General features: G+C 71.1%; 19 protein-coding genes and 1 riboswitch. Of the genes, 12 read left to right on the forward strand and 7 right to left on the reverse strand.

All coding sequences use genetic code 11. The features are described from left to right. Positions 1–70 precede the first annotated feature (70 nt). Positions 71–385, forward strand: coding sequence for a hypothetical protein (locus tag ACPC54_RS18065; protein ID WP_498965800.1), 315 nt, complete (start codon positions 71–73; stop codon positions 383–385). Here the strand turns inward: ACPC54_RS18065 and ACPC54_RS18070 are convergent. Continuing rightward, the gene (locus ACPC54_RS18070) at positions 348–1,316 is read right to left on the reverse strand and encodes a hypothetical protein (RefSeq protein WP_498965802.1); all 969 of its coding nucleotides are present in this window, start codon (positions 1,314–1,316) and stop codon (positions 348–350) included. The two genes, ACPC54_RS18065 and ACPC54_RS18070, sit on opposite strands and share 38 nt — an antisense overlap. A 161-nt stretch (positions 1,317–1,477) precedes the next feature. Between ACPC54_RS18070 and ACPC54_RS18075 the strand changes: the two genes are divergently transcribed. Continuing rightward, the gene (locus tag ACPC54_RS18075) at positions 1,478–1,690 is read left to right on the forward strand and encodes a hypothetical protein (protein WP_498965804.1); all 213 of its coding nucleotides are present in this window, start codon (positions 1,478–1,480) and stop codon (positions 1,688–1,690) included. A 341-nt stretch (positions 1,691–2,031) separates the two neighbouring features. Here the strand turns inward: ACPC54_RS18075 and ACPC54_RS18080 are convergent, their stop codons facing one another. The 4 genes from ACPC54_RS18080 to gcvT all read right to left on the reverse strand — a co-directional run bounded on the left by ACPC54_RS18080 (position 2,032) and on the right by gcvT (position 6,517). After that, complete coding sequence (locus ACPC54_RS18080; RefSeq protein WP_498965805.1) at positions 2,032–3,399, reverse strand: L-serine ammonia-lyase; 1,368 nt, start codon at positions 3,397–3,399, stop codon at positions 2,032–2,034. 166 nt (positions 3,400–3,565) lie between these two features. Then, positions 3,566–4,846 carry a serine hydroxymethyltransferase gene (glyA, locus tag ACPC54_RS18085; RefSeq protein WP_498965806.1) on the reverse strand — a complete coding sequence of 427 codons (1,281 nt, stop codon included), beginning with the start codon at positions 4,844–4,846 and terminating at the stop codon, positions 3,566–3,568. A gap of 80 nt (positions 4,847–4,926) precedes the next feature. Beyond that, the gene (gene gcvH / locus ACPC54_RS18090; protein ID WP_498965807.1) at positions 4,927–5,307 is read right to left on the reverse strand and encodes a glycine cleavage system protein GcvH; all 381 of its coding nucleotides are present in this window, start codon (positions 5,305–5,307) and stop codon (positions 4,927–4,929) included. Between the two features lie 88 nt (positions 5,308–5,395). Continuing rightward, positions 5,396–6,517, reverse strand: a complete 1,122-nt coding sequence (gcvT, locus tag ACPC54_RS18095; RefSeq protein ID WP_498965808.1) for a glycine cleavage system aminomethyltransferase GcvT — start codon at positions 6,515–6,517, stop codon at positions 5,396–5,398. Positions 6,518–6,747: 230 nt separating this feature from the next. Continuing rightward, a riboswitch (glycine riboswitch) is annotated at positions 6,748–6,852 on the reverse strand. A 240-nt stretch (positions 6,853–7,092) separates the two neighbouring features. Here gcvT and ACPC54_RS18100 point away from each other — a divergent pair. From ACPC54_RS18100 to ACPC54_RS18130, 7 genes are all read left to right on the forward strand, one after another. Continuing rightward, complete coding sequence (locus ACPC54_RS18100; protein ID WP_498965810.1) at positions 7,093–7,878, forward strand: enhanced serine sensitivity protein SseB C-terminal domain-containing protein; 786 nt, start codon at positions 7,093–7,095, stop codon at positions 7,876–7,878. Between the two features lie 115 nt (positions 7,879–7,993). Then, positions 7,994–8,908 carry an enhanced serine sensitivity protein SseB C-terminal domain-containing protein gene (locus tag ACPC54_RS18105; RefSeq protein WP_498965811.1) on the forward strand — a complete coding sequence of 305 codons (915 nt, stop codon included), beginning with the start codon at positions 7,994–7,996 and terminating at the stop codon, positions 8,906–8,908. A gap of 464 nt (positions 8,909–9,372) precedes the next feature. After that, entirely contained in the window at positions 9,373–10,362 is a 990-nt protein-coding gene (locus tag ACPC54_RS18110; protein WP_498965813.1) for an ABC transporter permease, read from the forward strand. A 52-nt stretch (positions 10,363–10,414) separates the two neighbouring features. After that, positions 10,415–12,187: an ABC transporter substrate-binding protein gene (locus ACPC54_RS18115; RefSeq protein ID WP_498965815.1), complete on the forward strand. Its 1,773-nt coding sequence runs from the start codon at positions 10,415–10,417 to the stop codon at positions 12,185–12,187. Positions 12,188–12,301: 114 nt separating this feature from the next. Further along, positions 12,302–13,312 (forward strand): ABC transporter permease, encoded by a 1,011-nt coding sequence (locus ACPC54_RS18120; RefSeq protein ID WP_498965817.1) that lies wholly within the window; start codon positions 12,302–12,304, stop codon positions 13,310–13,312. Continuing rightward, positions 13,309–14,397, forward strand: a complete 1,089-nt coding sequence (locus ACPC54_RS18125; RefSeq protein ID WP_498965818.1) for an ABC transporter ATP-binding protein — start codon at positions 13,309–13,311, stop codon at positions 14,395–14,397. Before ACPC54_RS18120 ends, ACPC54_RS18125 begins: the two co-directional genes overlap by 4 nt. 34 nt (positions 14,398–14,431) lie before the next feature. Beyond that, positions 14,432–15,484, forward strand: a complete 1,053-nt coding sequence (locus ACPC54_RS18130; RefSeq protein WP_498965819.1) for an ABC transporter ATP-binding protein — start codon at positions 14,432–14,434, stop codon at positions 15,482–15,484. A 102-nt stretch (positions 15,485–15,586) separates the two neighbouring features. Here ACPC54_RS18130 and ACPC54_RS18135 read toward each other — a convergent pair whose 3' ends face one another. Then, entirely contained in the window at positions 15,587–16,987 is a 1,401-nt protein-coding gene (locus ACPC54_RS18135; RefSeq protein WP_498965821.1) for an acyltransferase family protein, read from the reverse strand. Positions 16,988–17,146: 159 nt separating this feature from the next. Between ACPC54_RS18135 and ACPC54_RS18140 the strand changes: the two genes are divergently transcribed. Beyond that, positions 17,147–17,806, forward strand: coding sequence for a trimeric intracellular cation channel family protein (locus tag ACPC54_RS18140; RefSeq protein ID WP_498965823.1), 660 nt, complete (start codon positions 17,147–17,149; stop codon positions 17,804–17,806). Here the strand turns inward: ACPC54_RS18140 and ACPC54_RS18145 are convergent. Next, the gene (locus ACPC54_RS18145; protein WP_498965824.1) at positions 17,712–18,488 is read right to left on the reverse strand and encodes an IclR family transcriptional regulator; all 777 of its coding nucleotides are present in this window, start codon (positions 18,486–18,488) and stop codon (positions 17,712–17,714) included. The two genes, ACPC54_RS18140 and ACPC54_RS18145, sit on opposite strands and share 95 nt — an antisense overlap. Before the next feature lie 204 nt (positions 18,489–18,692). Between ACPC54_RS18145 and ACPC54_RS18150 the strand changes: the two genes are divergently transcribed. Both ACPC54_RS18150 and mnmA read left to right on the forward strand, forming a co-directional pair. Next, on the forward strand, positions 18,693–19,874 hold the full coding sequence (locus ACPC54_RS18150) for a cysteine desulfurase family protein (RefSeq protein WP_498965858.1): 1,182 nt from the start codon (positions 18,693–18,695) through the stop codon (positions 19,872–19,874). A gap of 48 nt (positions 19,875–19,922) precedes the next feature. Further along, positions 19,923–21,059: a tRNA 2-thiouridine(34) synthase MnmA gene (gene mnmA / locus ACPC54_RS18155; protein WP_498965826.1), complete on the forward strand. Its 1,137-nt coding sequence runs from the start codon at positions 19,923–19,925 to the stop codon at positions 21,057–21,059. Positions 21,060–21,161: the final 102 nt, after the last annotated feature.

Raw genomic sequence — 21,161 nt, forward strand, 5'->3', positions numbered from 1 at the left:
CGCTGGCGCGACCATGATCAATTGTCTGCATACCAAAGTCACCACTTGCTCGACAGCATGTTCGATAGACTTGCCCGCCGCCATCCGGGGGGACCGGATCCGGGAGCACACCCTGAACAGCTTCACCCTGACCGTCGAAGGGCTGATCGACCCCACCTCCCACCCTGCGCTGGAGGAGGCGGTCGCAGCCCTCCGGTCGCTACTGGCCGAACTCCCCATGGATGTTGACGAGGCCTCCGGGCTGGACCTGTTCCTCAGCGACCCCAGCCGCGTAGACGACTACATCCGGCGCGACGGCCAGATGCCCCTGAGGTTCACGGCCGCCGGCCGCACCTTCACCGCGGTGATCAAAGCTGATCGTGGCGAGTTCCGTACCAGTACATGAGCTGAGTGTTCGAGCGCGACCCTGTCGCCTTCCGAAGCTCGGCCAGCCTCTTTGCCACGGTTCGCCGTGCGATGTGCAGCTCGGTCCCGGTCTCCTCCCAGCTGAGGCCGCGTCCGAGCTGGTCAAGGATCGCCCGCTGCTGCTCTGTGAGTGTGACGCCCTTGTCCTTACCGTCCCATGGATCCGCGCGTACCCAGATCCGCTCCCAGGTGGCCACCAACAGCTGGATGACGGTCTCATCAGTGATGAAGACCGCACGATCGATGGCTCCCGGGTCGGGCTCCTCGCGGGTCAGGACCGATGTGATGGCCAGCCTGCGATCAATGATGATCATGCGACTGCGGAAGCGTGCAGTCCGAATCTGCGCCCCCTGCTCGGTCACCGTCTCGGCCCACCTCGCGGTGGGCTCATCCGTCCGAGCTGACGGCAAGTAGAGAGTCCGAAGCGAGATCCCGCGCTTAAGCGCCGCCAGGTCCTGGACGTAGGAAGCAATCAGGACGTCCGCTGGCCGAGGGCCGGATGGCTGGGCGCTGAGCAGTTCATCGCTCGCGTCGCGCACAGCCGCGGCGATCCGCTCGTTGATGGTCTTGGTGCCGACCACATATTCGATCAGGGGGCGCTTCGGTCGCGCACGCTGGTATGCATCGCTCAGCTCCCGCAGCTGAGCCGGCACTGATTGAGCCTCAGCCAGGAGCTGCCCCGCCATCGTCTGAAGCGACGTCTGCCACTGGTGGACCACGACGTCGACGTCGACCGGTTCCCATTCCCCGGACTCCGCGTTGCGCTCCACCAAGTGCGACTGGATCAGCAGTTGAAGGGGGGCGCCTTCCTTGGCCGGGTGGCCTTCGAGCATTCGCAGGTAGAGGTCTTTGGATGCACTCGTGAGCAGCAGTCGACCATCGTCGACGCCCGGTTTGACAGCGCCTGTCACGTTATTCCTTGAATGTCCGGATGCACTATCGTGCACACTTCGGAGCGTATCGCGTGATCACTTGATTCAACGACGAACGAACCGGAACATGGTCTTCGGGAACCTCATCTCATCACCCACACCACAGGCCGCCGGCGATGGCGGTGAAAGGGGTGTTTGGCATGTCCAAGCACGGAACGCGCCGCGTCGCTGCGGTCGGCATCCTGGCCGCACTGGGGCTGGCCATCGGGATCGGACTCGCCGCGGCGCCGGCTTCCGAGGGGCGACCGGCGACCATCGCGGACACGATCTGGGGAGTCGTTCCCCCTCAGCCGGCTCCGACGTCCACCACCGCGGCGAGCGCGGTCGTCCTCGACGACACGATCTGGGGCTGAGCTCGACCGGGGCCGGCCGCTCAACGGCGGCCGGCCCGGCCTCACACTTCCATCCCTCAGTGCCCGGTGAAAGCGGGCGCTGAGGGATGGAACTCCCGGGGTCAGTAGGCAACCCTCTTGCTGGGAGGCTTGCCGGGCATCCTACTGACCCGCGACGCCGCCCCGTACCCCCCACATGGTGGGCACGGGGCGGCGTCGCATTTACGAGCTAGGGAACCCCAGGGAGTCTCCAGGGAGAAAGGCCCTCCCCAGGGAGCATCTGGGGAGGATTCGTTCGAGGACTCATGAGGGGCTGTGAGGAATTATGAGGAAGTCATCTTGCGAGGTCAGAGCCGGTTTCGTCAGCACTCGATGACGTTGACGGCGAGCCCGCCCCGCGAGGTCTCCTTGTACTTGATCTTCATGTCGGCCCCGGTCTCCTTCATCGTCTTGATCGCCTTGTCGAGCGAGACGTGGTGCCGGCCGTCCCCGCGCAGCGCCATCCGGGCCGCCGTGACGGCCTTGACGGAGGCCATGCCGTTGCGCTCGATGCAGGGGATCTGGACGAGGCCGCCGACCGGGTCGCAGGTGAGGCCGAGGTTGTGCTCGATGCCGATCTCGGCGGCGTTCTCGACCTGTTCGGGGGTGCCGCCGAGGACCTCGGCGAGGCCGCCGGCGGCCATCGAGCAGGCGGAGCCGACCTCGCCCTGGCAGCCGACCTCGGCGCCGGAGATGGAGGCGTTCTCCTTGAACAGCATGCCGATGGCACCGGCCGCGAGCAGGAAACGGACGATGCCGTCGTCGTCGGCGCCCGGGATGAAGTTGAGGTAGTAGTGCAGGACGGCCGGGATGATGCCCGCCGCGCCGTTGGTCGGCGCGGTGACGACCCGCCGCCCGGAGGCGTTCTCCTCGTTCACGGCCATCGCGTAGAGGGTCACCCACTCCATCGCGTTGGCCGGCCCGATGCCCTCGGCGCGCAGCGCCCGGGCGCCCGAGGCGGCCCGGCGGCGGACCTTGAGCCCGCCCGGCAGGATGCCCTCGCGGGTCATGCCGGCCCGCACGCACTCCTGCATCACGGACCAGATCTCCAGCAGCCCGGTGCGGATCTCCTCCTCGCTGCGCCAGGCCTTCTCGTTCTCCAGCATCAGGCCGGAGATCGACAGCCCGGTCTCCCGGGTGAGGCGGAGCAGTTCCTCGCCCGTGCGGAAGGGGTAGCGCAGCGCGGTGTCGTCGGGCTTGACCCGGTCGGCGCCGATCGCGTCCTCGTCGACGACGAAGCCGCCGCCGACCGAGTAGTAGGTCTTCTCCAGCAGCGTCGAGCCGTCCGCCGCGAACGCCCAGAGGGTCATGCCGTTGGCGTGGTACGGCAGCGAGCGGCGGCGGTGCAGGATCAGCTGGCTGTCGGGGTCGAAGTCGATCGGGTGCTCGCCGAGCAGGTTGATCCGCTTCTCGGCGGTGATCCGCTCGACGTCCTTGTCGGCCCGGTCGACGTCGACGGTGCGCGGCGAGTTGTTCTCCAGGCCGAGCAGGACGGCCTTCGGGGTGCCGTGGCCGTGGCCGGTGGCGCCCAGCGAGCCGTACAGCTCGGCGCGGACGGCCGTCACCTGGGGCAGCAGGCCTTCGGTCCGCAGGCGGCGGGCGAACATCCGGGCGGCGCGCATCGGGCCGACGGTGTGGGAGCTCGACGGGCCGATGCCGATGGAGAAGAGGTCGAAGACGCTGATGGCCACGGGGGGACGTCCTTGTCTGGTCTCGTGGAAGGACTGGAACGTGGAGGAGAACGGAAGCGGGGGCGGTGCATGAGGAGGGGCACCGCGCGCACTTCCAGTGTGCGCGGTGCCCCGGGGGCCCCAGGTCGCCCGCCGGGGTGAGACAGGTCACCCCGGCCGGGCCGGACTACTCCTGGTTGGCGAGGTTCGGGTACAGCGGGTACTTCTCGGCCAGCGCGGTGACGCGGGCCTTCAGCGCGGCGGCGACGGTCTCGTCGAAGCCGGGCTTGAGCGCCTCGGCGATGATGTCGGCGACCTCGCGGAAGTCCTCGGCCCCGAAGCCGCGGGTGGCCAGGGCCGGGGTGCCGATGCGCAGGCCGGAGGTGACCATCGGCGGGCGCGGGTCGTTCGGGATGGCGTTGCGGTTGACGGTGATGCCGACCTCGTGCAGGCGGTCCTCGGCCTGCTGGCCGTCGAGCTGGCTGTTGCGCAGGTCGACCAGGACGAGGTGGACGTCGGTGCCGCCGGACAGCACGCTGGCGCCGGCCTCGGCGACGTCGGCCTGCAGCAGGCGCTCGGCCAGGATGCGCGCGCCGTCCAGGGTGCGCTGCTGGCGCTCCTTGAACTCCTCGGACGCGGCGACCTTGAAGGCGACGGCCTTGCCCGCGATCACGTGCTCCAGCGGGCCGCCCTGCTGGCCGGGGAAGACCGCGGAGTTGATCTTCTTGGCCCACTCGGCCTTGGACAGGATGACGCCGCCGCGCGGGCCGCCCAGGGTCTTGTGGGTGGTGGTGGTGACGACGTCCGCGTACGGCACCGGGTTGGGGTGCAGGCCCGCGGCCACCAGGCCGGCGAAGTGCGCCATGTCCACCATGAGCAGGGCGCCGACCTCGTCGGCGATCCGGCGGAACTCGGCGAAGTCGAGCTGGCGCGGGTAGGCGGACCAGCCGGCGATGATCAGCTTCGGCTGGTGCTCCTTGGCGAGGCGCTCGACCTCGGCCATGTCGACCTGGCCGGTCTTCTCGTCGACGTGGTACGCGGCCACGTTGTAGAGCTTGCCGGAGAAGTTGATCTTCATGCCGTGGGTCAGGTGACCGCCGTGGGCCAGGCTCAGGCCCAGGATGGTGTCGCCCGGCTGGATCAGCGCGAACATGGCGGCGGCGTTGGCCTGCGCGCCGGAGTGCGGCTGGACGTTGGCGTGCTCGGCGCCGAACAGGGCCTTGATGCGGTCGATCGCGATCTGCTCGACCACGTCGACGTGCTCGCAGCCACCGTAGTAGCGGCGGCCGGGGTAGCCCTCGGCGTACTTGTTGGTCAGGACCGAGCCCTGGGCCTCCATGACCGCCACCGGGGCGAAGTTCTCGGAGGCGATCATCTCCAGAGTGGTCTGCTGGCGGTGCAGCTCGGCGTCGACCGCGGCGGCGATCTCCGGGTCGAGGGCGTGCAGGGACTGGTTCAGAACCGTCATGGTGTGGTCTTCCCGGGAGGAGGAGGGAAAGGGGCCGGGGCGGGACGGGCCGCGCTGCCGCGGCCCGTCCCTGCGGGGGCTCAGCCCTGGGGGTTGGTGAGCGCGTCGTACTCGTCGGCGCTGAGCAGCTCGTCGGTCGCCTCGACGCGGACCTTGAACAGCCAGCCGCCCTCGAAGGGGGCGCTGTTGACCAGGGCGTTGTCGTCCAGGACGTCCTGGTTGACCTCGACGACCTCGCCGGTCACCGGCGAGTACAGGTCGCTGACCGACTTGGTGGACTCCAGCTCGCCGCAGGTCTCGCCGGCGGTCACGGTGTCGCCGACCTCGGGCAGCTGCACGTAGACGATGTCGCCGAGGGCGTCGGCGGCGTGCTTGGTGATGCCGACCGCGGAGACACCGTCCTCAGCGGCGGTCAGCCACTCGTGCTCCTTGGTGTACTGCAGGTGCTGGGGGTTGCTCATGGCGTCATTCTCCAGGATGGGAAGAGGGTACGACGAAGCGGGCCGCCGCTCGGACGGCTGCGACGTGCGGCTATGGGAAAAGTGGGGGTCAGCGCTGGCGCTTGTAGAACGGCAGCGCGATGACCTGCACCGGCTCGTGCCTGCCGCGCACGTCCACCGCGACGGTGGTGCCGGGGGCGGCGTGGGCCGCGTCCACGTAGGCCATCGCGATCGGCCGGCCCAGCGTCGGGGACGGCGCGCCGGAGGTGATCCGGCCGATCGGGGCGCCCTCGGTGGAGACCACGGTGTACTCGGCGCGCGGCACCCGCTTGCCCTCGGAGACCAGGCCGACCAGGACCTTCGGCGGGTTGGTCTCGGCCGCGGCGGCGGCCCGCTCCAGGGCGGCGCGGCCGACGAAGGCGCCGTCGTTGGTGGTCTTGTCGAAGCGGACGACCCGGCCGAGGCCGGCGTCGAACGGGGTGAGGTCGGTGGACAGCTCGTGCCCGTACAGCGGCATGCCGGCCTCCAGGCGCAGCGTGTCGCGGCAGGACAGGCCGCACGGCACCAGGCCGCGGCCCTCGCCGGCCTCGGTCAGCGCCTGCCAGATCGCCTCGGCGTCGGCCGGGGCGCAGAAGATCTCGAAGCCGTCCTCGCCGGTGTAGCCGGTGCGGGCCAGCAGCACGTCGCGGCCGGCCACCTGGGCCGGGAGGATCGCGTAGTACTTCAGGCCGGGCAGGTCGGCGTCGGTGGTGCCGGCCAGGATGCCGGTGGCCTCCGGGCCCTGGACGGCGATCAGCGCGTAGGTGTCGCGGTCGTCGGTGACGACGGCGTCGAAGCCCTTGGCGCGGGCGATCAGCTCGTCGAGGACCAGCTGGGCGTTGGAGGCGTTGGCGACGACCAGGAAGGCGTCCTCGCGCAGGCGGTAGACGATCAGGTCGTCCAGGATGCCGCCGTCCTCGGCGCAGATCATGGTGTAGCGGGCGCGCAGCTCGCCGAGCGCGGAGACGAAGCCGACCAGCGCGTGGTCCAGCATCTCGCCGGCCTGCGGGCCGGTGACGGTGATCTCGCCCATGTGCGAGAGGTCGAACAGACCGGCCTTGGTGCGGACGGCGAGGTGCTCCTCGCGCTCGCTGCCGTAGCGCAGCGGCATGTCCCAGCCGGCGAAGTCGGTCATGGTCGCGCCGAGGGCGCGGTGCAGCGCGTCGAGCGCGGTCAGGCGGAGGGACGACATGGCCAGGAACTCCTCGGTCGGGGCACTCAGGGGTGCGCGCGCCGGGACCGGACCCGCTCGGGGACCGACCCTGCGCGCGGGCATGCGGCGGCGTGGGTCTCCCCATCTGTCGTCGAACCTGAGAGCTTCACCGCCCACTGCCCGGTGCTGGTTCCAGCATCGGGGACAGCGTGGCGGCTTGCACCGTGGGTGGGCGCGCGACCGGGCCGTGCGCCGCTTTCCAGATGTGCCTAACCCGTGCGGTAGGGGTGCCTGAGAGATTCCGGGGAGGACTTGCTCCTTCGGCGCCGGCTGTGCCGCCGAGGCGGCACTCCGGGCTCTCCCGCGCGGGTTCGAGCGGCCGGTGTGGAGTTGTGGGGCCCGCGGCGCATGCCGTCGGACGCGCACATCATGGCACGTCCGGGCCGATGAAGGGAGAGGGGGCCCGCTCGGACCGAGTGATCCCGCACACGCCCCGCGGGTCCGTCTCCCCCGGTCCGGCGGCCCGGCGGGGATCCGCGGGGACGCCCTAAACTGCTCCGCGTCGGTGCGGCACAGGGCGGCCGGCGGCGGAGCGGCGGCGGACGGGGTGCCCGGTGGAGCAGCAGCAGGGGTGGGGCGGTCCGGAGTCGGCGCCGCAGGGCGGCACGTGGCCGGCCAACGAGCTGGAGCAGGTGCTGACCGCCGCGCTGGGCGACCCGGGCGCGACGCCGCGGGTGATCGAGGTGCTGGCGCGCAGCCAGGTGTGGATCCCGCTGCCCGCCGGGGGCGACCCGCAGGGGCAGTCGCTGGACCTGCCGACCATCGAGCTGGCCGGCGAGCCGTACGTGCCGGTGTTCTCCTCGCAGGAGGTGTTCCTGCAGCAGGCGCCGGGGATGGCGTTCGCGGTCGCGCCGGTCTGGGAGTTCGCCCGCGGGCTGCCGCTGGGTGTGGGCATCGCGGTCAACCCGGAGGCGGCGGTGGGCATTCCGGTGCCGCCGCAGGGCGTGGCGGAGCTGCGCCGAGGGCCGCGCGACGACCGGTGGGAGCTGCCGGCGGACGCCCCGACCGGCGGCCGGGTGGCGCTGCGCGAGCCGGTGCCGGGCGAGGACCCGGAGCACTTCCTGGCCGCTTGCCGGGCCGAACTCGCCGCGCTGCCCGGGGTGTTGACCGCGCGCCGGGCGCTGGCCAGCGTCGAGGGCGAGCCGACCGTGATGTTCGTGGGCGTCCAGCTCGACCTGGCGGCCCCGGCCGACCCGGCGGCGGTGAACGAGGCGCTCGGCCGGGCGCTGGGAACCGCGCCGCTGCCCGGCGGCGTCCACCTCGTGCTGCTCGACCTCGCCGAGGACCCGGTGGTCGAGTGGCTGCTCACCCGGGTACTGCCTTTCTACTCGCGGGTGTGAGCGGGGTCGGTTCACAGGCACGTCGCCGTGGCGGTGGCCGGTGTCGCGCCATAGGGTGCGTGCAGACGGCTGACGGCCGGCGGGAAGAGCGAAAGAGGCGCGGCGAGGTGGGCGCATGAGTGCGGGAGCGGGAGCGGTGGGTGGACCGGGGCCCTGGGGCCAGGCGCCGACCGGGCGCCCCGGGGTGGACCCGGGTGTGCTGGAGCGCGCCCTGCGCGAGGTCGCGCCGGAACGCTACGACGCGTACGAGCAGTTGCTCCGCGCCCTGGCGGACGGCCAGGTGTGGATGCTGCTCTGGCACGGCACGCCGGGCAGCCCGGACGCCCAGTACGGGAACATGGAGATCAGCGGCCACGGCTACGCGCCGGCCGTCACCTCGGCCGAGCAGCTGACCGCCTCCGGCTGGGCCCGGGCCCACGAGGTCATCTCCGGGCGGGAGATCGCCGCCTCGCTGTACCGGACCCGCTGGGGCCTGTGGCTCAACCCGCACGCGCCGGGCGGCGGCGTCGGCGTGCCCTGGGCGGACCTGCGGCGGATCGCGGCGGGCCTGGACCGGCTGCCGGCCGGGCCGTTGAAGCTGAGCGAGCCGCAGGTGAACGCCGAGCAGTTCTTCGCGCTGCTGGCGCGGCAGGCGGGCGAGGTGCGCGCGGTGCGCGCGCTGCGCCGGGCCTGGGTGCAGCCGGCCGTGGGGGAGCCGTACCTGGCGATCGGGCTGGAGCTGTACGAGAGCTCGCCGCCGGCGGTGGAGGCGGTGCGCGCGCTGATGCAGCGGGCGATCGCGGTGGCCCCGGAGGGTCTGGCGGTGTCCACGGTGGCGATGGCGGACGAGTACGACCCGGTGGCGCTGTGGATGCGCGCCAACGCGCGGCCGTTCTTCGACCGCGAGGCGGGCCGCCCGCCCGCCGGGACGTACCATCAGCCGCCGCCGCCGTACCACGGGCAGCCCGGCTACTACGGCGCGCAGCAGCCCGCGCAGGGCTGGACCGGGCAGCAGCCGCCGCGGCAGTGGCCCGGATACCCGGGGCGCTGAATCTCCAAACACGTTCGCACGAAGCCGACTTGATTTCACGTCAGGTCGGCTTCGGCGTTTTCCGGACGAATTAGGTCGGACGTCGTCCAGGCATCTTGACATGCCTGTTACAGCCGTGTGAAGAGGGATATGCCGGCGAATCCCGTGGTGCATGCACGCAGATCACAGTTGGGCATCTGTCGGTTGTCAGGGCTGGCGCAAGCCAGTTCGGATGGCAGAGAGTTCTGCGCAACGCAAAGCGCGTACTGGTTACCCCACGAAGGTGAACGCGCACGCAGACCGCTCGATCCGCCGTGTGATGCCCATCCCGCACGGGGGAAGTAACTCGTGCACGACGCACCGCCGCGCACAACTGCCAGGCAACTCCAGCACCTCCGCACCTCCGCACGTCCGCAGCCGCACCGCCGACCCCCGGCGACCGGCGCCCGTGGGCCGGCCACCGTCGGCGAGGGGATCTACTGACCATGACCGCACCCATCACAACCGCCGGGAACGAGCCGGAGGCACCGGCCTCCCCCAGCCCGGCCAAGACGATCGAGGGCCGCTCCCTCGGTCGGATCGCCTGGACCCGTTTCAAGCGGGACAAGGCCGCCGTCGCCGGTGGCGTCGTGGTGATCCTGCTGATCCTGCTCGCCCTGCTGTCCCAGCCGATCGAGTCGCTGTTCGGGCTCGACCCCGACGCGTCGAACACCGACCTGCTGGACGCCGACCTCGGCGGCCTGCCGCTCGGGGACTGGGGCGGGATGAGCGGCGACCACCCGCTCGGCGTCGACCCCCTGCAGGGCCGCGACCTGCTCGCCCGCGTGATCGACGGCTCCTGGGTCTCCCTGCTGGTCGCCTTCGGCGCGACCCTGCTGTCCAACACCCTCGGCGCCGTGCTCGGCGTGATGGCCGGCTACTACGGCGGCTGGGTGGACACCCTGATCAGCCGGCTGATGGACGTCTTCCTGGCGTTCCCGCTGCTGCTGTTCGCCATCGCGATCTCCGCCTCGCTCCAGGGCGGCGCGTTCGGCCTGCACGGCCTCCCGCTGCACATCATGGTGCTGATCTTCGTGATCGGCTTCTTCAACTGGCCCTACATGGGCCGGATCGTGCGCGGACAGACCCTCTCGCTGCGCGAACGGGAGTTCGTGCACGCGGCCCGCAGCCTCGGCGCCCGCGGCCCGTTCATCCTGTTCAAGGAACTGCTGCCGAACCTGGTCGGTCCGATCCTGGTCTACTCGACCCTGCTGATCCCGACCAACATCCTCTTCGAGGCCGGTCTGAGCTTCCTCGGCGTCGGCATCCAGCCCCCGCAGTCCTCCTGGGGCGGCATGCTGGCCGACGCGAAGAACTACTACCAGGTGGACCCCCAGTACATGGTGGTGCCCGGCCTGGCGATCTTCATCACCGTGCTCGCGTTCAACCTGCTCGGCGACGGGCTGCGTGACGCCCTCGATCCCAAGAGCAACTGACCCTGCGTCAGGACCCTCCCTCCTCCACATCCTCAAGGGGTTGATCTCACCCATGCGTAGGTCCCGCACCCTCGCGCTGACCGCCGCGGCCGCCGCCGTGGTCATGGTCGTCACCGGCTGCTCGTCCAGCGGCAAGGGCGGCAGCGGCAAGTCCTCGGCCGGCGCCAACGACGCCAACGCCGGCGGCGCCAACGCGGCCGTCAAGAACATCGTCAACGCCTCGGACAAGAAGGGCGGGACGGTCACCTACGAGATGAAGGGCACCCCGGACTCCCTCGACCCGGGCAACACGTACTACGCCTACATCTACAACTTCTCGCGCCTGTACGGCCGTCCGCTGACGACCTTCAACCCGGCCGCGGGCGAGGACGGCAACAAGCTCGTCCCGGACCTCGCCGAGTCCCTGGGCCAGCCCAGCGCGGACGGCCTGACCTGGACGTACAAGCTGCGCGCCGGCCTGAAGTACGACGACGGCACCCCGATCACCTCCAAGGACGTCAAGTACGCCGTGGAGCGCTCGAACTTCGCGCCCGAGGTGAACTCCAACGGCCCGACGTACTTCCACGACCTGCTGGTCGACAACCCGGACAAGTACCAGGGCCCGTACAAGGACAAGTCCGGCGACCTGAAGTCGATCGAGACGCCGGACGACACGACCATCGTCTTCCACCTGCAGCACCCCTTCGCGGACTTCGACTACCTGGTCAGCGCCCCGCAGACCGTGCCGGTCCCGCAGGCCAAGGACACCGGCGCCGACTACGTGAAGCACATCGCGGCCTCGGGCTCCTACAAGTTCGAGTCCTACGAGGACGGCAAGCAGGCCGTCCTGGTGCCGAACACCAACTGGGACAAGAGCACCGACCCGATCCGCAAGCAGCTCGCGGACAAGATCGTGCTCAAGATGAACATCGACCAGGCCACCATCGACAAGGACCTGCTGGCCGGCAACGCCCAGGTCGACCTGGTGGGCGGCGGCGTCGACCCGCAGACCCAGGCGCAGATCCTGCGCGACGACAAGCTCAAGGCCAAGACCGACAACGCCTACGGCGGCCGCCTGGTCTACATGGCGATCAACAGCAAGGTCGCGCCGTTCGACAACATCGAGTGCCGCAAGGCCGTCCAGTACGCGATCGACAAGGTCGCCGTGCAGACCGCGCTCGGCGGCCCGATCCGCGGCCAGGTGGCCAGCACCGTGCTCCCGCCGGACATCCCGGGCCACCAGGACTTCAACCTGTACGAGACCAAGGACAACAAGGGTGACGAGGCCAAGGCCAAGGACGCCCTGAAGGCCTGCGGCAAGGACAGCATCAGCACCGTCCTGTCCGCCCGTACCGAGCGTGCCACCGAGGTCGCCGCCGCCACCCAGATCCAGGCGCAGCTGAAGAAGGTCGGCATCAACGTCGAGATCCAGCAGTTCCCGCAGGGCAAGTACCTGACCGACTCGGCCGGCGCGCCGCAGTTCACCCAGGACCACAACATCGGCCTGATGATGATGCAGTGGGGTGCCGACTGGCCGACCGGCTACGGCTTCCTGCAGCAGATCGTCGACGGCCGGGCCATCAAGCCCTCCGGCAACAGCAACCTCGCGCAGCTGAACGACCCGGCGATCAACAAGCTGATCGACGACGCCGCGGTCAACCCCGACCGGGCCGCCCGCGAGAAGATCTACGGCGACATCGACAAGAAGGTCATGGAGTCCGCGACCTACGTGCCGCTGACCGACTTCAAGGTCTTCCTCTACCGCCCGGACAACGCGACCAACATCGCGTCCACCCCGGCCTTCTCGGGTGAGTACGACTACCTGAACATCGGCACCACCAAGTAAGAGCCCGAGCGAGAGCACGAGCGGCTCCGCATCCCTGAAGGCAGGTGAAGGCAGCGGCGCCCGCCGCCCGTCCGGAAGATCCCGGACGGCGGCGGGCGCCCGAGCCGCCCAACTGTGTTTGCCTACATCATCCGCAGGATCTTCGCGGCCGTCGTGCTGCTGTTGGTGGTCAGCGCGGTCACCTTCGCGATCTTCTTCCTGCTCCCGCGCTTCGCCGGCGAGACCACCGACCAGCTGGCCGCCCAGTACATCGGGAAGAACCCGTCCCCCGAGGCGATCGCGGCGGTCAAGTCGAACCTCGGCCTCGACCAGCCGCTGTACACCCAGTACTGGAACTTCCTGAAGGCCCTGGTCAGCGGCGCCGAGTACAAGTTCGGCCCGGAACCGGCCACCTGCCACGTGCCCTGCTTCGGCTACTCCTTCAAGAACCACCTGGAGGTCTGGCCGGAGATGACCAGCCGGATCCCGGTCACCATCTCGCTCGCCATCGGCGCGGCGGTGCTCTGGCTGGTCTCCGGCGTCACCACCGGCGTGATCTCCGCCCTCAAGCCGCGGTCGATCTTCGACCGGCTCTCCATGGGCGTCGCCCTGGCCGGCGTCTCGCTGCCGGTCTTCTTCACCGGCGCCCTGCTGCTGACGCTGTTCAGCTACGAGTGGCCGATCCTGGACAACCTTGAATACGTCGACTTCACCGCCGACCCGCTGATGTGGGCCCGCAACCTGATCCTGCCGTGGGTCTCGCTGGCCTTCCTCTACTCCGCGCTCTACGCCCGGCTCACCCGCGCCGGAATGCTGGAGACCATGAGCGAGGACTACATCCGCACCGCCCGGGCCAAGGGCCTGGCCGAGCGCAAGGTCGTCGTCAAGCACGGGCTGCGGTCCGCGCTCACGCCCATCATCACCATCTTCGGCATGGACCTCGGCCTGCTGCTCGGCGGTGCGCTCATCACCGAGCAGGTGTTCTCGCTCAAGGGCGTCGGCCAGTTCGCCGTCCAGGCGATCTCCGACAACGACCTGCCCAAGATCCTCGGCGTCACCCTGCTCGCCGCCTTCTTCATCGTCGTCTGCAACCTCGTGGTCGACCTCCTGTACGCCCTCGTCGACCCCCGGGTGAGGCTCTCGTGACCGACCTCAACAAGACCGCGGCGGACGCCGTCCAGGACGGTGCCCTCGGCGCGGCCCCGGTCGGCGACCCGTTCCTCTCCGTCCGCGACCTGCGCGTCCACTTCGACACCGACGACGGCCTGGTCCGCTCGGTCGACGGCGTCAGCTTCGACCTGCACAAGGGCCGCACCCTCGGCATCGTCGGCGAGTCCGGCTCCGGCAAGTCCGTCACCTCGCTCGCCATCATGGGCCTGCACCGCAGCAAGCGGGCCAGTATCACCGGCGAGATCCGGCTCGACGGCGAGGACCTGATCGCGGCCGGCCCCGACCGGGTGCGCCAATTGCGCGGCCGGGAACTGGCGATGATCTTCCAGGACCCGCTGACCGCGATGCACCCCTACTACACGGTGGGGCAGCAGATCGTCGAGGCGTACCGGGTGCACCACCCCCAGGCCTCCAAGAAGCAGGCCCGCGCCCGCGCCGTCGAGATGCTCGACCGGGTCGGCATCCCGCAGCCCGACCGCCGGGTCGACGACTACCCGCACCAGTTCTCCGGCGGCATGCGCCAGCGCGCCATGATCGCCATGGCGCTGGTCAACGACCCCTCGCTGCTGATCGCCGACGAGCCCACCACCGCCCTCGACGTCACCGTCCAGGCCCAGATCCTGGACCTGATCCGCGACCTCCAGGCCGAGTTCGGCTCCGCCGTCATCATCATCACCCACGACCTCGGCGTCGTCGCCGAGCTCGCCGACGACATCCTGGTCATGTACGGCGGCAAGTGCATCGAGCGCGGCCCCGCCGAGACCCTCTTCGACGCGCCCGAACACCCCTACACCTGGGGCCTGTTGGGATCCATGCCGCGCCTGGACCGGGAGCTGCAGGAACGGCTCGTCCCGGTCAAGGGCACCCCGCCCAGCCTGATCAACGTGCCGAGCGGCTGCGCCTTCCACCCGCGCTGCCCGTACGCCGAACTGACCGGCGGGCGCTCCGGCAGCGAGCTGCCGGTGCTGACCGAGGCCACCCCCGGGCACCACGCGGCCTGCCACCTCCCGGTGGCCGAACGGCACCGCATCTTCACCGAAGAGATCGCGCCCCGGCTGTGAGCCCGGCCTCGTACCACCATTCTGGAGAGAACCGATGACGGACACTCAGGCGACAGAGGCAGCGGCGATCCCGTCGCCCCCGCCCGCCGACGTGCGCGAGCCGCTGCTGAAGGTGACCGGACTGACCCGGCACTTCCCGATCAAGGGCGGGCTGCTGCGGCGCCAGACCGGCGCCGTCCGGGCCGTCGACGGCATCGACTTCACCGTCAACGCCGGCGAGACCCTGGGCGTCGTCGGCGAGTCCGGCTGCGGCAAGTCGACCATGGGCCGGCTGGTCACCCGGCTCGACGAGCCCACCGGCGGGACGATCGAGTTCGAGGGCACCGACATCACCCACCTGGGCGTCGGCGCGATGCGGCCGCTGCGCCGCGACATCCAGATGATCTTCCAGGACCCGTACTCCTCGCTGAACCCGCGGCACACCGTCGGCACCATCGTCGGCGCGCCCTTCAAGCTGCAGAACGCCGTCCCGGCGGGCGGGCTCAAGAAGGCCGTCCAGGACCTGCTGGAGCTGTGCGGGCTCAGCCCCGAGCACTACAACCGGTACCCGCACGAGTTCTCCGGCGGCCAGCGCCAGCGCATCGGCATCGCCCGGGCGCTCGCCCTGCGGCCCAAGATGATCGTCGCGGACGAGCCGGTCTCGGCGCTCGACGTGTCCATCCAGGCCCAGGTCGTCAACCTGCTCGACGACCTCCAGCGGGAGCTCGGCCTGACCTACCTGATCATCGCGCACGACCTCTCGGTGGTCCGGCACGTCTCCGACCGGGTGGCGGTGATGTACCTCGGCAAGGTCGTCGAGATCGCCGACCGCGACTCGCTCTACAGCGGCCCGATGCACCCGTACACCAATGCCCTGATGTCCGCGGTGCCGGTCCCCGACCCGCGCCGCCGCCAGCAGGGCGGCCGCGAGCGCATCCTGCTCAGGGGCGACGTCCCCTCGCCGATCAACCCGCCCAGCGGCTGCCGCTTCCGCACCCGGTGCTGGAAGGCGCAGGACATCTGCGCCTCCCAGGAGCCGCCGCTGACGGCGCTGAAGACGGGGCACCAGGTGGCGTGCCACTTCCCGGAGAACGAGAACCAGAGCTAGAACCGGAGCTAGAACCGGAGCCGGAGCCGAGTCCCGGCCGAACGAAGAAAGTCCGCCCGCCCCCGGAAACCGGGGGCGGGCGGACTTTCGTTCACGACGGCGTCAGCCGGTGCCGGACAGCGCCTTCTCGGGCTCGGCCGGCGCCGCCTGGGCGACGACGGCGGCGGCCGGCCGGGTGTCGGCGACCGGCGGCGGGGTGAAGCTCGCCGGGAAGCGGCGGTTGACCGCCTTGACGACCTTGCGGCCGAGGTTCTGGAACGGGATCTCGACCAGCCGGTAGGTGAGCCAGCTGATCAGCAGCAGCGCGCCCATGAAGGCGGCGAACTGGATGCTCCGGTCCTTCCAGGTGACGATCGGCGCGTGCCCCTGCAGCATCCAGTTCATGCCGTGGATCAGCGGGTTGTGCAGCAGGTAGACGGAGAAGCTGATGGCGCCCAGCCAGCTGAGCCAGCGCGGCCAGCGGCGCTTGCGCAGCAGCATGCCGATCGCGAACACCGCCCAGGCGGCCAGGTACGCGTACGAGAACGCCATCCACGAGCCGCCGGTGAAGGTCCGGCCCATGGCCGGGCCGCGGTTGTAGAGGTAGCCGACCAGGACGCCGGAGGCGGCCACGAAGACGCAGGTCAGGATGGCGGGGAGCCGGTCGATCTGGCCGTGCTCCAGCCGGTAGAGGACCGTGCCCGCGAACATCGTCGCGAAGATCATCATGGTCTCGAAGCCGGTGGACCGGCTGTTCAGGAGGATCAGCGTGAGGCCGAGGCCGCCGAGCATCAGCCCGCCCCAGCGGGTCAGGTCGAAGCGGCCGCTGAAGATGCACACCATCGCCATGACGACGACCAGCCCGCCGGCGGCGACCAGGTGCCGGGTCGAGGTCAGGTCGGTGGAGATGGTGCCGAGGGCCAGCCAGCCGCCGAGCACCAGGGCGAAGCCCGCGAAGCCGATCGCGATGGGCGCGCTCTTGCGGTGCCACCCCATGACGAACAGGGCCGTCACGAGGTAGTAGAAGATCATCTCGTAGGTGAGCGTCCACATCACCCCGATGATGTTCGGAATGCCCATCATGTCCTGCAGCATCATGCCGTTGGCCGCGGCGGACAGCAGGGGGTGGTCGAACGCGAAGCCCTGCACCACCGCGTACGGGCGGGGCAGGATCAGCAGGCTGCCGACCACGGTCAGGACCGCCACCGGGAGGATCCGGAAGAACCGGCCCGCCCAGAAGCCGCGGACGTCGCCGCGCCGCTCCAGCGAGGCCGGGATGATGTACCCGCTGACCAGGAAGAACAGCATCACGCCGAACAACCCGGGGTCCGCGTACTTCGGGACCTTGGTGCCGTTGGGTATCCAGTAGAACGGCAGCGCGAGGTGGTACACCGCGACCGAGAGGGCGGCTATGCCGCGCAGCGCGTCGAGCCAGGCGAGTCTCGACGAGGCGGGGGATCGGGGAGCGCCCTCGGCGGCCTGGCCGCCGGTGCGTCGCCTGGATGCGCGTTCGATCAGCTTCACAGGCGGAGGCTAGCCGAATCGGTGCGGCAAGGGTCGTTCGGGGGAGATGGAATGTCCGGTGCGGGCGGCTTCTCTATCGGACCGTGACCATCGGACCGGCCGGAGCGGAAGATTCCGTTTGTGTCGGAGCAGTCCTCCGCCCGGGTCATAGTTGTCTCCGTGACCTCGCAGATCTTCCCCACCGACGTGCAGCAGACGCTGGACCTCGTCGGCATCTTCGTCTTCGCCCTCTCCGGGGGCCTGCTCGCCGTCCGCAAGAACATGGACATCTTCGGCATCTGCGTCCTGGCCGAGGTCACCGCGCTCGGCGGCGGGGTCATGCGCGACCTGGTGATCGGGGCCACCCCGGTCGCCGCCTTCACCAACCTCGGCTACTTCGTCACCCCGCTCGGCGCCGCGCTCGTGGTGTTCTTCCTGCACCCCGAGGTCGAACGGATCAACCGGGCGGTGCAGACCCTCGACGCGCTCGGCCTCGGCCTGTTCTGCGTCACCGGCACCGCCAAGGCCCACGACTTCGGGCTCGGCGCCGTGGCCGCCGTCGCCCTCGGCATGGTGACCGCGGCCGGCGGCGGCGTGATCCGCGACGTGCTGGCCGGGGAGATCCCCTCGCTGCTGCGCTGGGACCGGGAGATCTACGCCGTCCCCGCGCTGGTCGGCTCCGGGCTGGTCGCCCTGCTGATCGGCGCCGACCGGCTCACCGGCGCCACCGGCACCGCCGCCGCGCTCACCGCCTTCGTGCTGCGGATGCTCGCCCTGAAGTACGGCTGGCGTGCCCCGCGGGCCTGGCGCCGCAACGGTTCTCGCACCAGCGAGGAGTAGGCGAGCCGCCGTACGCCAGCGAGATCGCCTCGGCCGTGCACAGCAGTTCGGGCACCATCCGGGCCAGTTCGGCCGGCGGCACCTGGCTCGCCGGGGCGCTCAGCGCGCACGCCGCCACCGTCCGGCCGCCGCTGCCCGCCACCGGCGCCGCCACGCACGTCACCGGCTCCCGGTGCTCGGCCGACTCCGCCGCCCAGCCGCGCCGGCGCACCGCCGCCAGCTCCGGCGGCAGCTCGTCCACCCGGGCCCCGTCCTCCGGCAGCCCCGCCAGCAGCACCCGGCCGACCGCGGTGCCCGTCACCGGCGCCCGCCGCCCGATCCGGGACGGCCGCGCGGCCTGGTGCCCGGCCACCTCGTCCACGTACAGCACCTCGCCGTCGTGCAGCACCGCCAACTGGACGGTGAAGCCGCAGCGGGCGTTCAGCGCCGCCAGGTACGGCGCGGCCACCTGCCGGACGTCGATCTCCTCCAGCGCCCGGTGCGCCAGCGACAGCACCCGGCCGCCCAGCCGGTAGCGCAGGTCGGGCTCGCGCCGGGCGAAGCCGTGCTCCTCCAGGTCGCGCAGCAGCCGCAGCGCGGTGGACTTGTGCACGCCCAGGCGGGTCGCGGCCTGCTCCAGCGACAGCGGGCCGTCGCCGAGCGCGGCGAGCAGGGTCAGCGCGCGGTCGACCGACTGCGACATGGCGGCCCCCCGGGTGGTCGGAACGATCGGAACGGAGAAGTGCTCGTCGATCTGGTGCGAAGCGCTCGTCAGGCTAGCCGCTCGGTGGCGCGGTGGTGCAAACCGGACCCGGACGCCCATGTCCGGCACCGGTTCCGGCCGGTGGCCGGATAGCTGCGTAGGCGAGGGCGATTGCTTGCGGCCGCCCTCTACAATCGGATGGTTATGCCATACCTGGACCATGCGGCGACCACGCCGATGCTGCCCGAGGCGATCGCCGCGATGACGGCGCACCTGGGGGTGGTCGGCAACGCCTCGTCCCTGCACGCGGCCGGCCGCCGGGCCCGCCGGGTGGTCGAGGAGTCCCGCGAGTCGCTGGCCGAGTCGCTCGGCGCCCGCCCCAGCGAGATCGTCCTCACCGGTGGCGGCACCGAGTCCGACAACCTGGCCGTCAAGGGCCTGTACTGGGCCCGCCGGGGCGCCGACCCGGCCCGCACCCGGGTGCTGTGCAGCCCCGTCGAGCACCACGCGGTGCTCGACGCCGTCCACTGGCTCGCCGAGCACGAGGGCGCCGACGTCGAGTACCTGCCCGTCGACGCGCTCGGCCGGGTGCACCCCGAGGCGCTGCGCGCCGCCGTCGAACGGGACCCGTCCTCCGTCGCCCTGGTCACCGTGATGTGGGCCAACAACGAGGTCGGCACCGTCCAGCCCGTCCGCGAACTCGCCGCCGTCGCCGCCGAGTTCGGCATCCCGATGCACGCCGACGCGGTCCAGGCGCTCGGTCAGGTCCCGGTCTCCTTCGCCGAGTCCGGCCTCACCGCGCTCACCGTCACCGGCCACAAGATCGGCGGCCCCTTCGGCATCGGCGCCCTGCTGCTCACCCGCGGCGCCACGCCCGTCCCGCTGCTCCACGGCGGCGGACAGGAGCGCGACGTCCGCTCCGGGACCCTGGACGCCCCCGCCGCCGCCGGCTTCGCCGCCGCCGCGGCCGTCGCCGTCGAGCACCGCGAGGAACACGCCGTCCTGCTCGGCGGACTGCGCGACGAACTCGTCGCCGGCGTGCTCGCCGCCGTCCCCGACGCCATCCTGAACGGCGACCCGGTCGCCGGGGGCCGGCTCCCCGCCAACGCCCACTTCTCCTTCCCTGGCTGCGAGGGCGACGCGCTGCTGATGCTGCTCGACGCGGCCGGCATCGAGTGCTCCACCGGCTCCGCCTGCTCGGCCGGAGTGCCGCAGCCCAGCCACGTGCTGCTCGCCATGGGCGTCGACCCGCTGCTGGCCCGCTCGGCGCTGCGGTTCTCGCTCGGGCACACCTCGGTGCGCGAGGACGTGACGGCGCTCACGGCCGCGATCGGGCCGGCCGTGCAGCGGGCCCGCAACGCCGGGCTGGCGTCGGTCCGGCGGTAGCTCCGGCTGGTCGGGCATGTCCGGACGCCCCGTACCCTTGTAGTCACCATGACTGACTTCCCGGGCGCCCCGACCACCCCGTCCACCGGCCGACTGCGCGTGCTCGCGGCCATGTCCGGCGGCGTCGACTCCGCGGTCGCCGCCGCCCGTGCCGTCGAAGCCGGCCACGAGGTGACCGGCGTCCACCTGGCGCTCTCCGCCAACCCGCAGTCCTTCCGCACCGGCGCCCGCGGCTGCTGCACCATCGAGGACTCCCGCGACGCCTGGCGGGCCGCCGACGTCATCGGCATCCCGTTCTACGTGTGGGACCTCGCCGAGCGCTTCCGCGAGGACGTCATCGACGACTTCGTCGCCGAGTACGCCGCCGGCCGCACGCCCAACCCGTGCCTGCGCTGCAACGAGAAGATCAAGTTCGCGGCCCTGCTCGACAAGGCCGTCGCCCTCGGCTTCGACGCCGTCTGCACCGGCCACTACGCCCGCATCGTCGACCTGCCGGACGGCTCCCGCGAGCTCCACCGGGCCGTGGACGGCGCCAAGGACCAGTCGTACGTGCTCGGCGTCCTCGACGCCGACCAGCTCGCCCACTCGCTCTTCCCGCTCGGCGACACCACCAAGGACGCCATCCGGGCCGAGGCCGAGCGGCGCGGCCTCGCGGTGGCCAAGAAGCCCGACAGCCACGACATCTGCTTCATCGCGGACGGCGACACTCAGGGCTTCCTCGCCCGGCACCTCGGCACGGCCACCGGCGACATCCTCGACGTCGACGGCACCAAGCTCGGCGAGCACGACGGCGCCTACGGCTTCACCATCGGTCAGCGCAAGGGCCTGCGCATCGGCCGCCCGGCGGCGGACGGCAAGCCGCGCTACGTGCTCGACATCTCGCCGGTGAACAACACCGTGACGGTCGGCCCGGTCGAAGGCCTCGACGTCGTCGGGCTGACCGCCATCCGCCCCCGCTGGTGCGGTACCGAGCCGCTCGCGGACGGCCGCTACACCGCCCAACTCCGCGCCCACGGCGAGGAGGTGCCGGTCTCGGCCGCCGTCGTCGACGGCGAACTGCGGGTCCGGCTCGACACCCCGGCCCGCGGCATCGCCCCCGGCCAGGCCGTCGTCCTCTACGACGGCACCCGGGTCGTCGGCTCGGCCACCATCTCCGCCACCGAACGGCCGGCCCTCACCTCCTAGGGCTGCTGCCGCCTCCGGCGCAGCCAGGCGATGCTGTCCACGGCCATCATGTGGAAGCCGGGGTGGCCCGCCGCATCGGCCGGTACACCTTGCGCGCGCGTT

The organism is Kitasatospora sp. NPDC094028, from assembly GCF_049543595.1.
Taxonomy (GTDB): domain Bacteria; phylum Actinomycetota; class Actinomycetes; order Streptomycetales; family Streptomycetaceae; genus Kitasatospora.

Excerpts from the sequence above, each read along its gene's own strand:
- ACPC54_RS18075 (WP_498965804.1), top strand. The coding sequence starts at position 1,478 with ATGTCCAAGCACGGAACGCGCCGCGTCGCTGCGGTCGGCATCCTGGCC.
- ACPC54_RS18145 (WP_498965824.1), bottom strand. The coding sequence starts at position 18,488 with ATGTCGCAGTCGGTCGACCGCGCGCTGACCCTGCTCGCCGCGCTCGGC.
- ACPC54_RS18105 (WP_498965811.1), top strand. The coding sequence starts at position 7,994 with ATGAGTGCGGGAGCGGGAGCGGTGGGTGGACCGGGGCCCTGGGGCCAG.
- ACPC54_RS18130 (WP_498965819.1), top strand. The coding sequence starts at position 14,432 with ATGACGGACACTCAGGCGACAGAGGCAGCGGCGATCCCGTCGCCCCCG.
- glyA (WP_498965806.1), bottom strand. The coding sequence starts at position 4,846 with ATGACGGTTCTGAACCAGTCCCTGCACGCCCTCGACCCGGAGATCGCC.
- mnmA (WP_498965826.1), top strand. The coding sequence starts at position 19,923 with ATGACTGACTTCCCGGGCGCCCCGACCACCCCGTCCACCGGCCGACTG.
- ACPC54_RS18115 (WP_498965815.1), top strand. The coding sequence starts at position 10,415 with ATGCGTAGGTCCCGCACCCTCGCGCTGACCGCCGCGGCCGCCGCCGTG.
- gcvH (WP_498965807.1), bottom strand. The coding sequence starts at position 5,307 with ATGAGCAACCCCCAGCACCTGCAGTACACCAAGGAGCACGAGTGGCTG.
- ACPC54_RS18150 (WP_498965858.1), top strand. The coding sequence starts at position 18,693 with ATGCCATACCTGGACCATGCGGCGACCACGCCGATGCTGCCCGAGGCG.
- ACPC54_RS18110 (WP_498965813.1), top strand. The coding sequence starts at position 9,373 with ATGACCGCACCCATCACAACCGCCGGGAACGAGCCGGAGGCACCGGCC.
- gcvT (WP_498965808.1), bottom strand. The coding sequence starts at position 6,517 with ATGTCGTCCCTCCGCCTGACCGCGCTCGACGCGCTGCACCGCGCCCTC.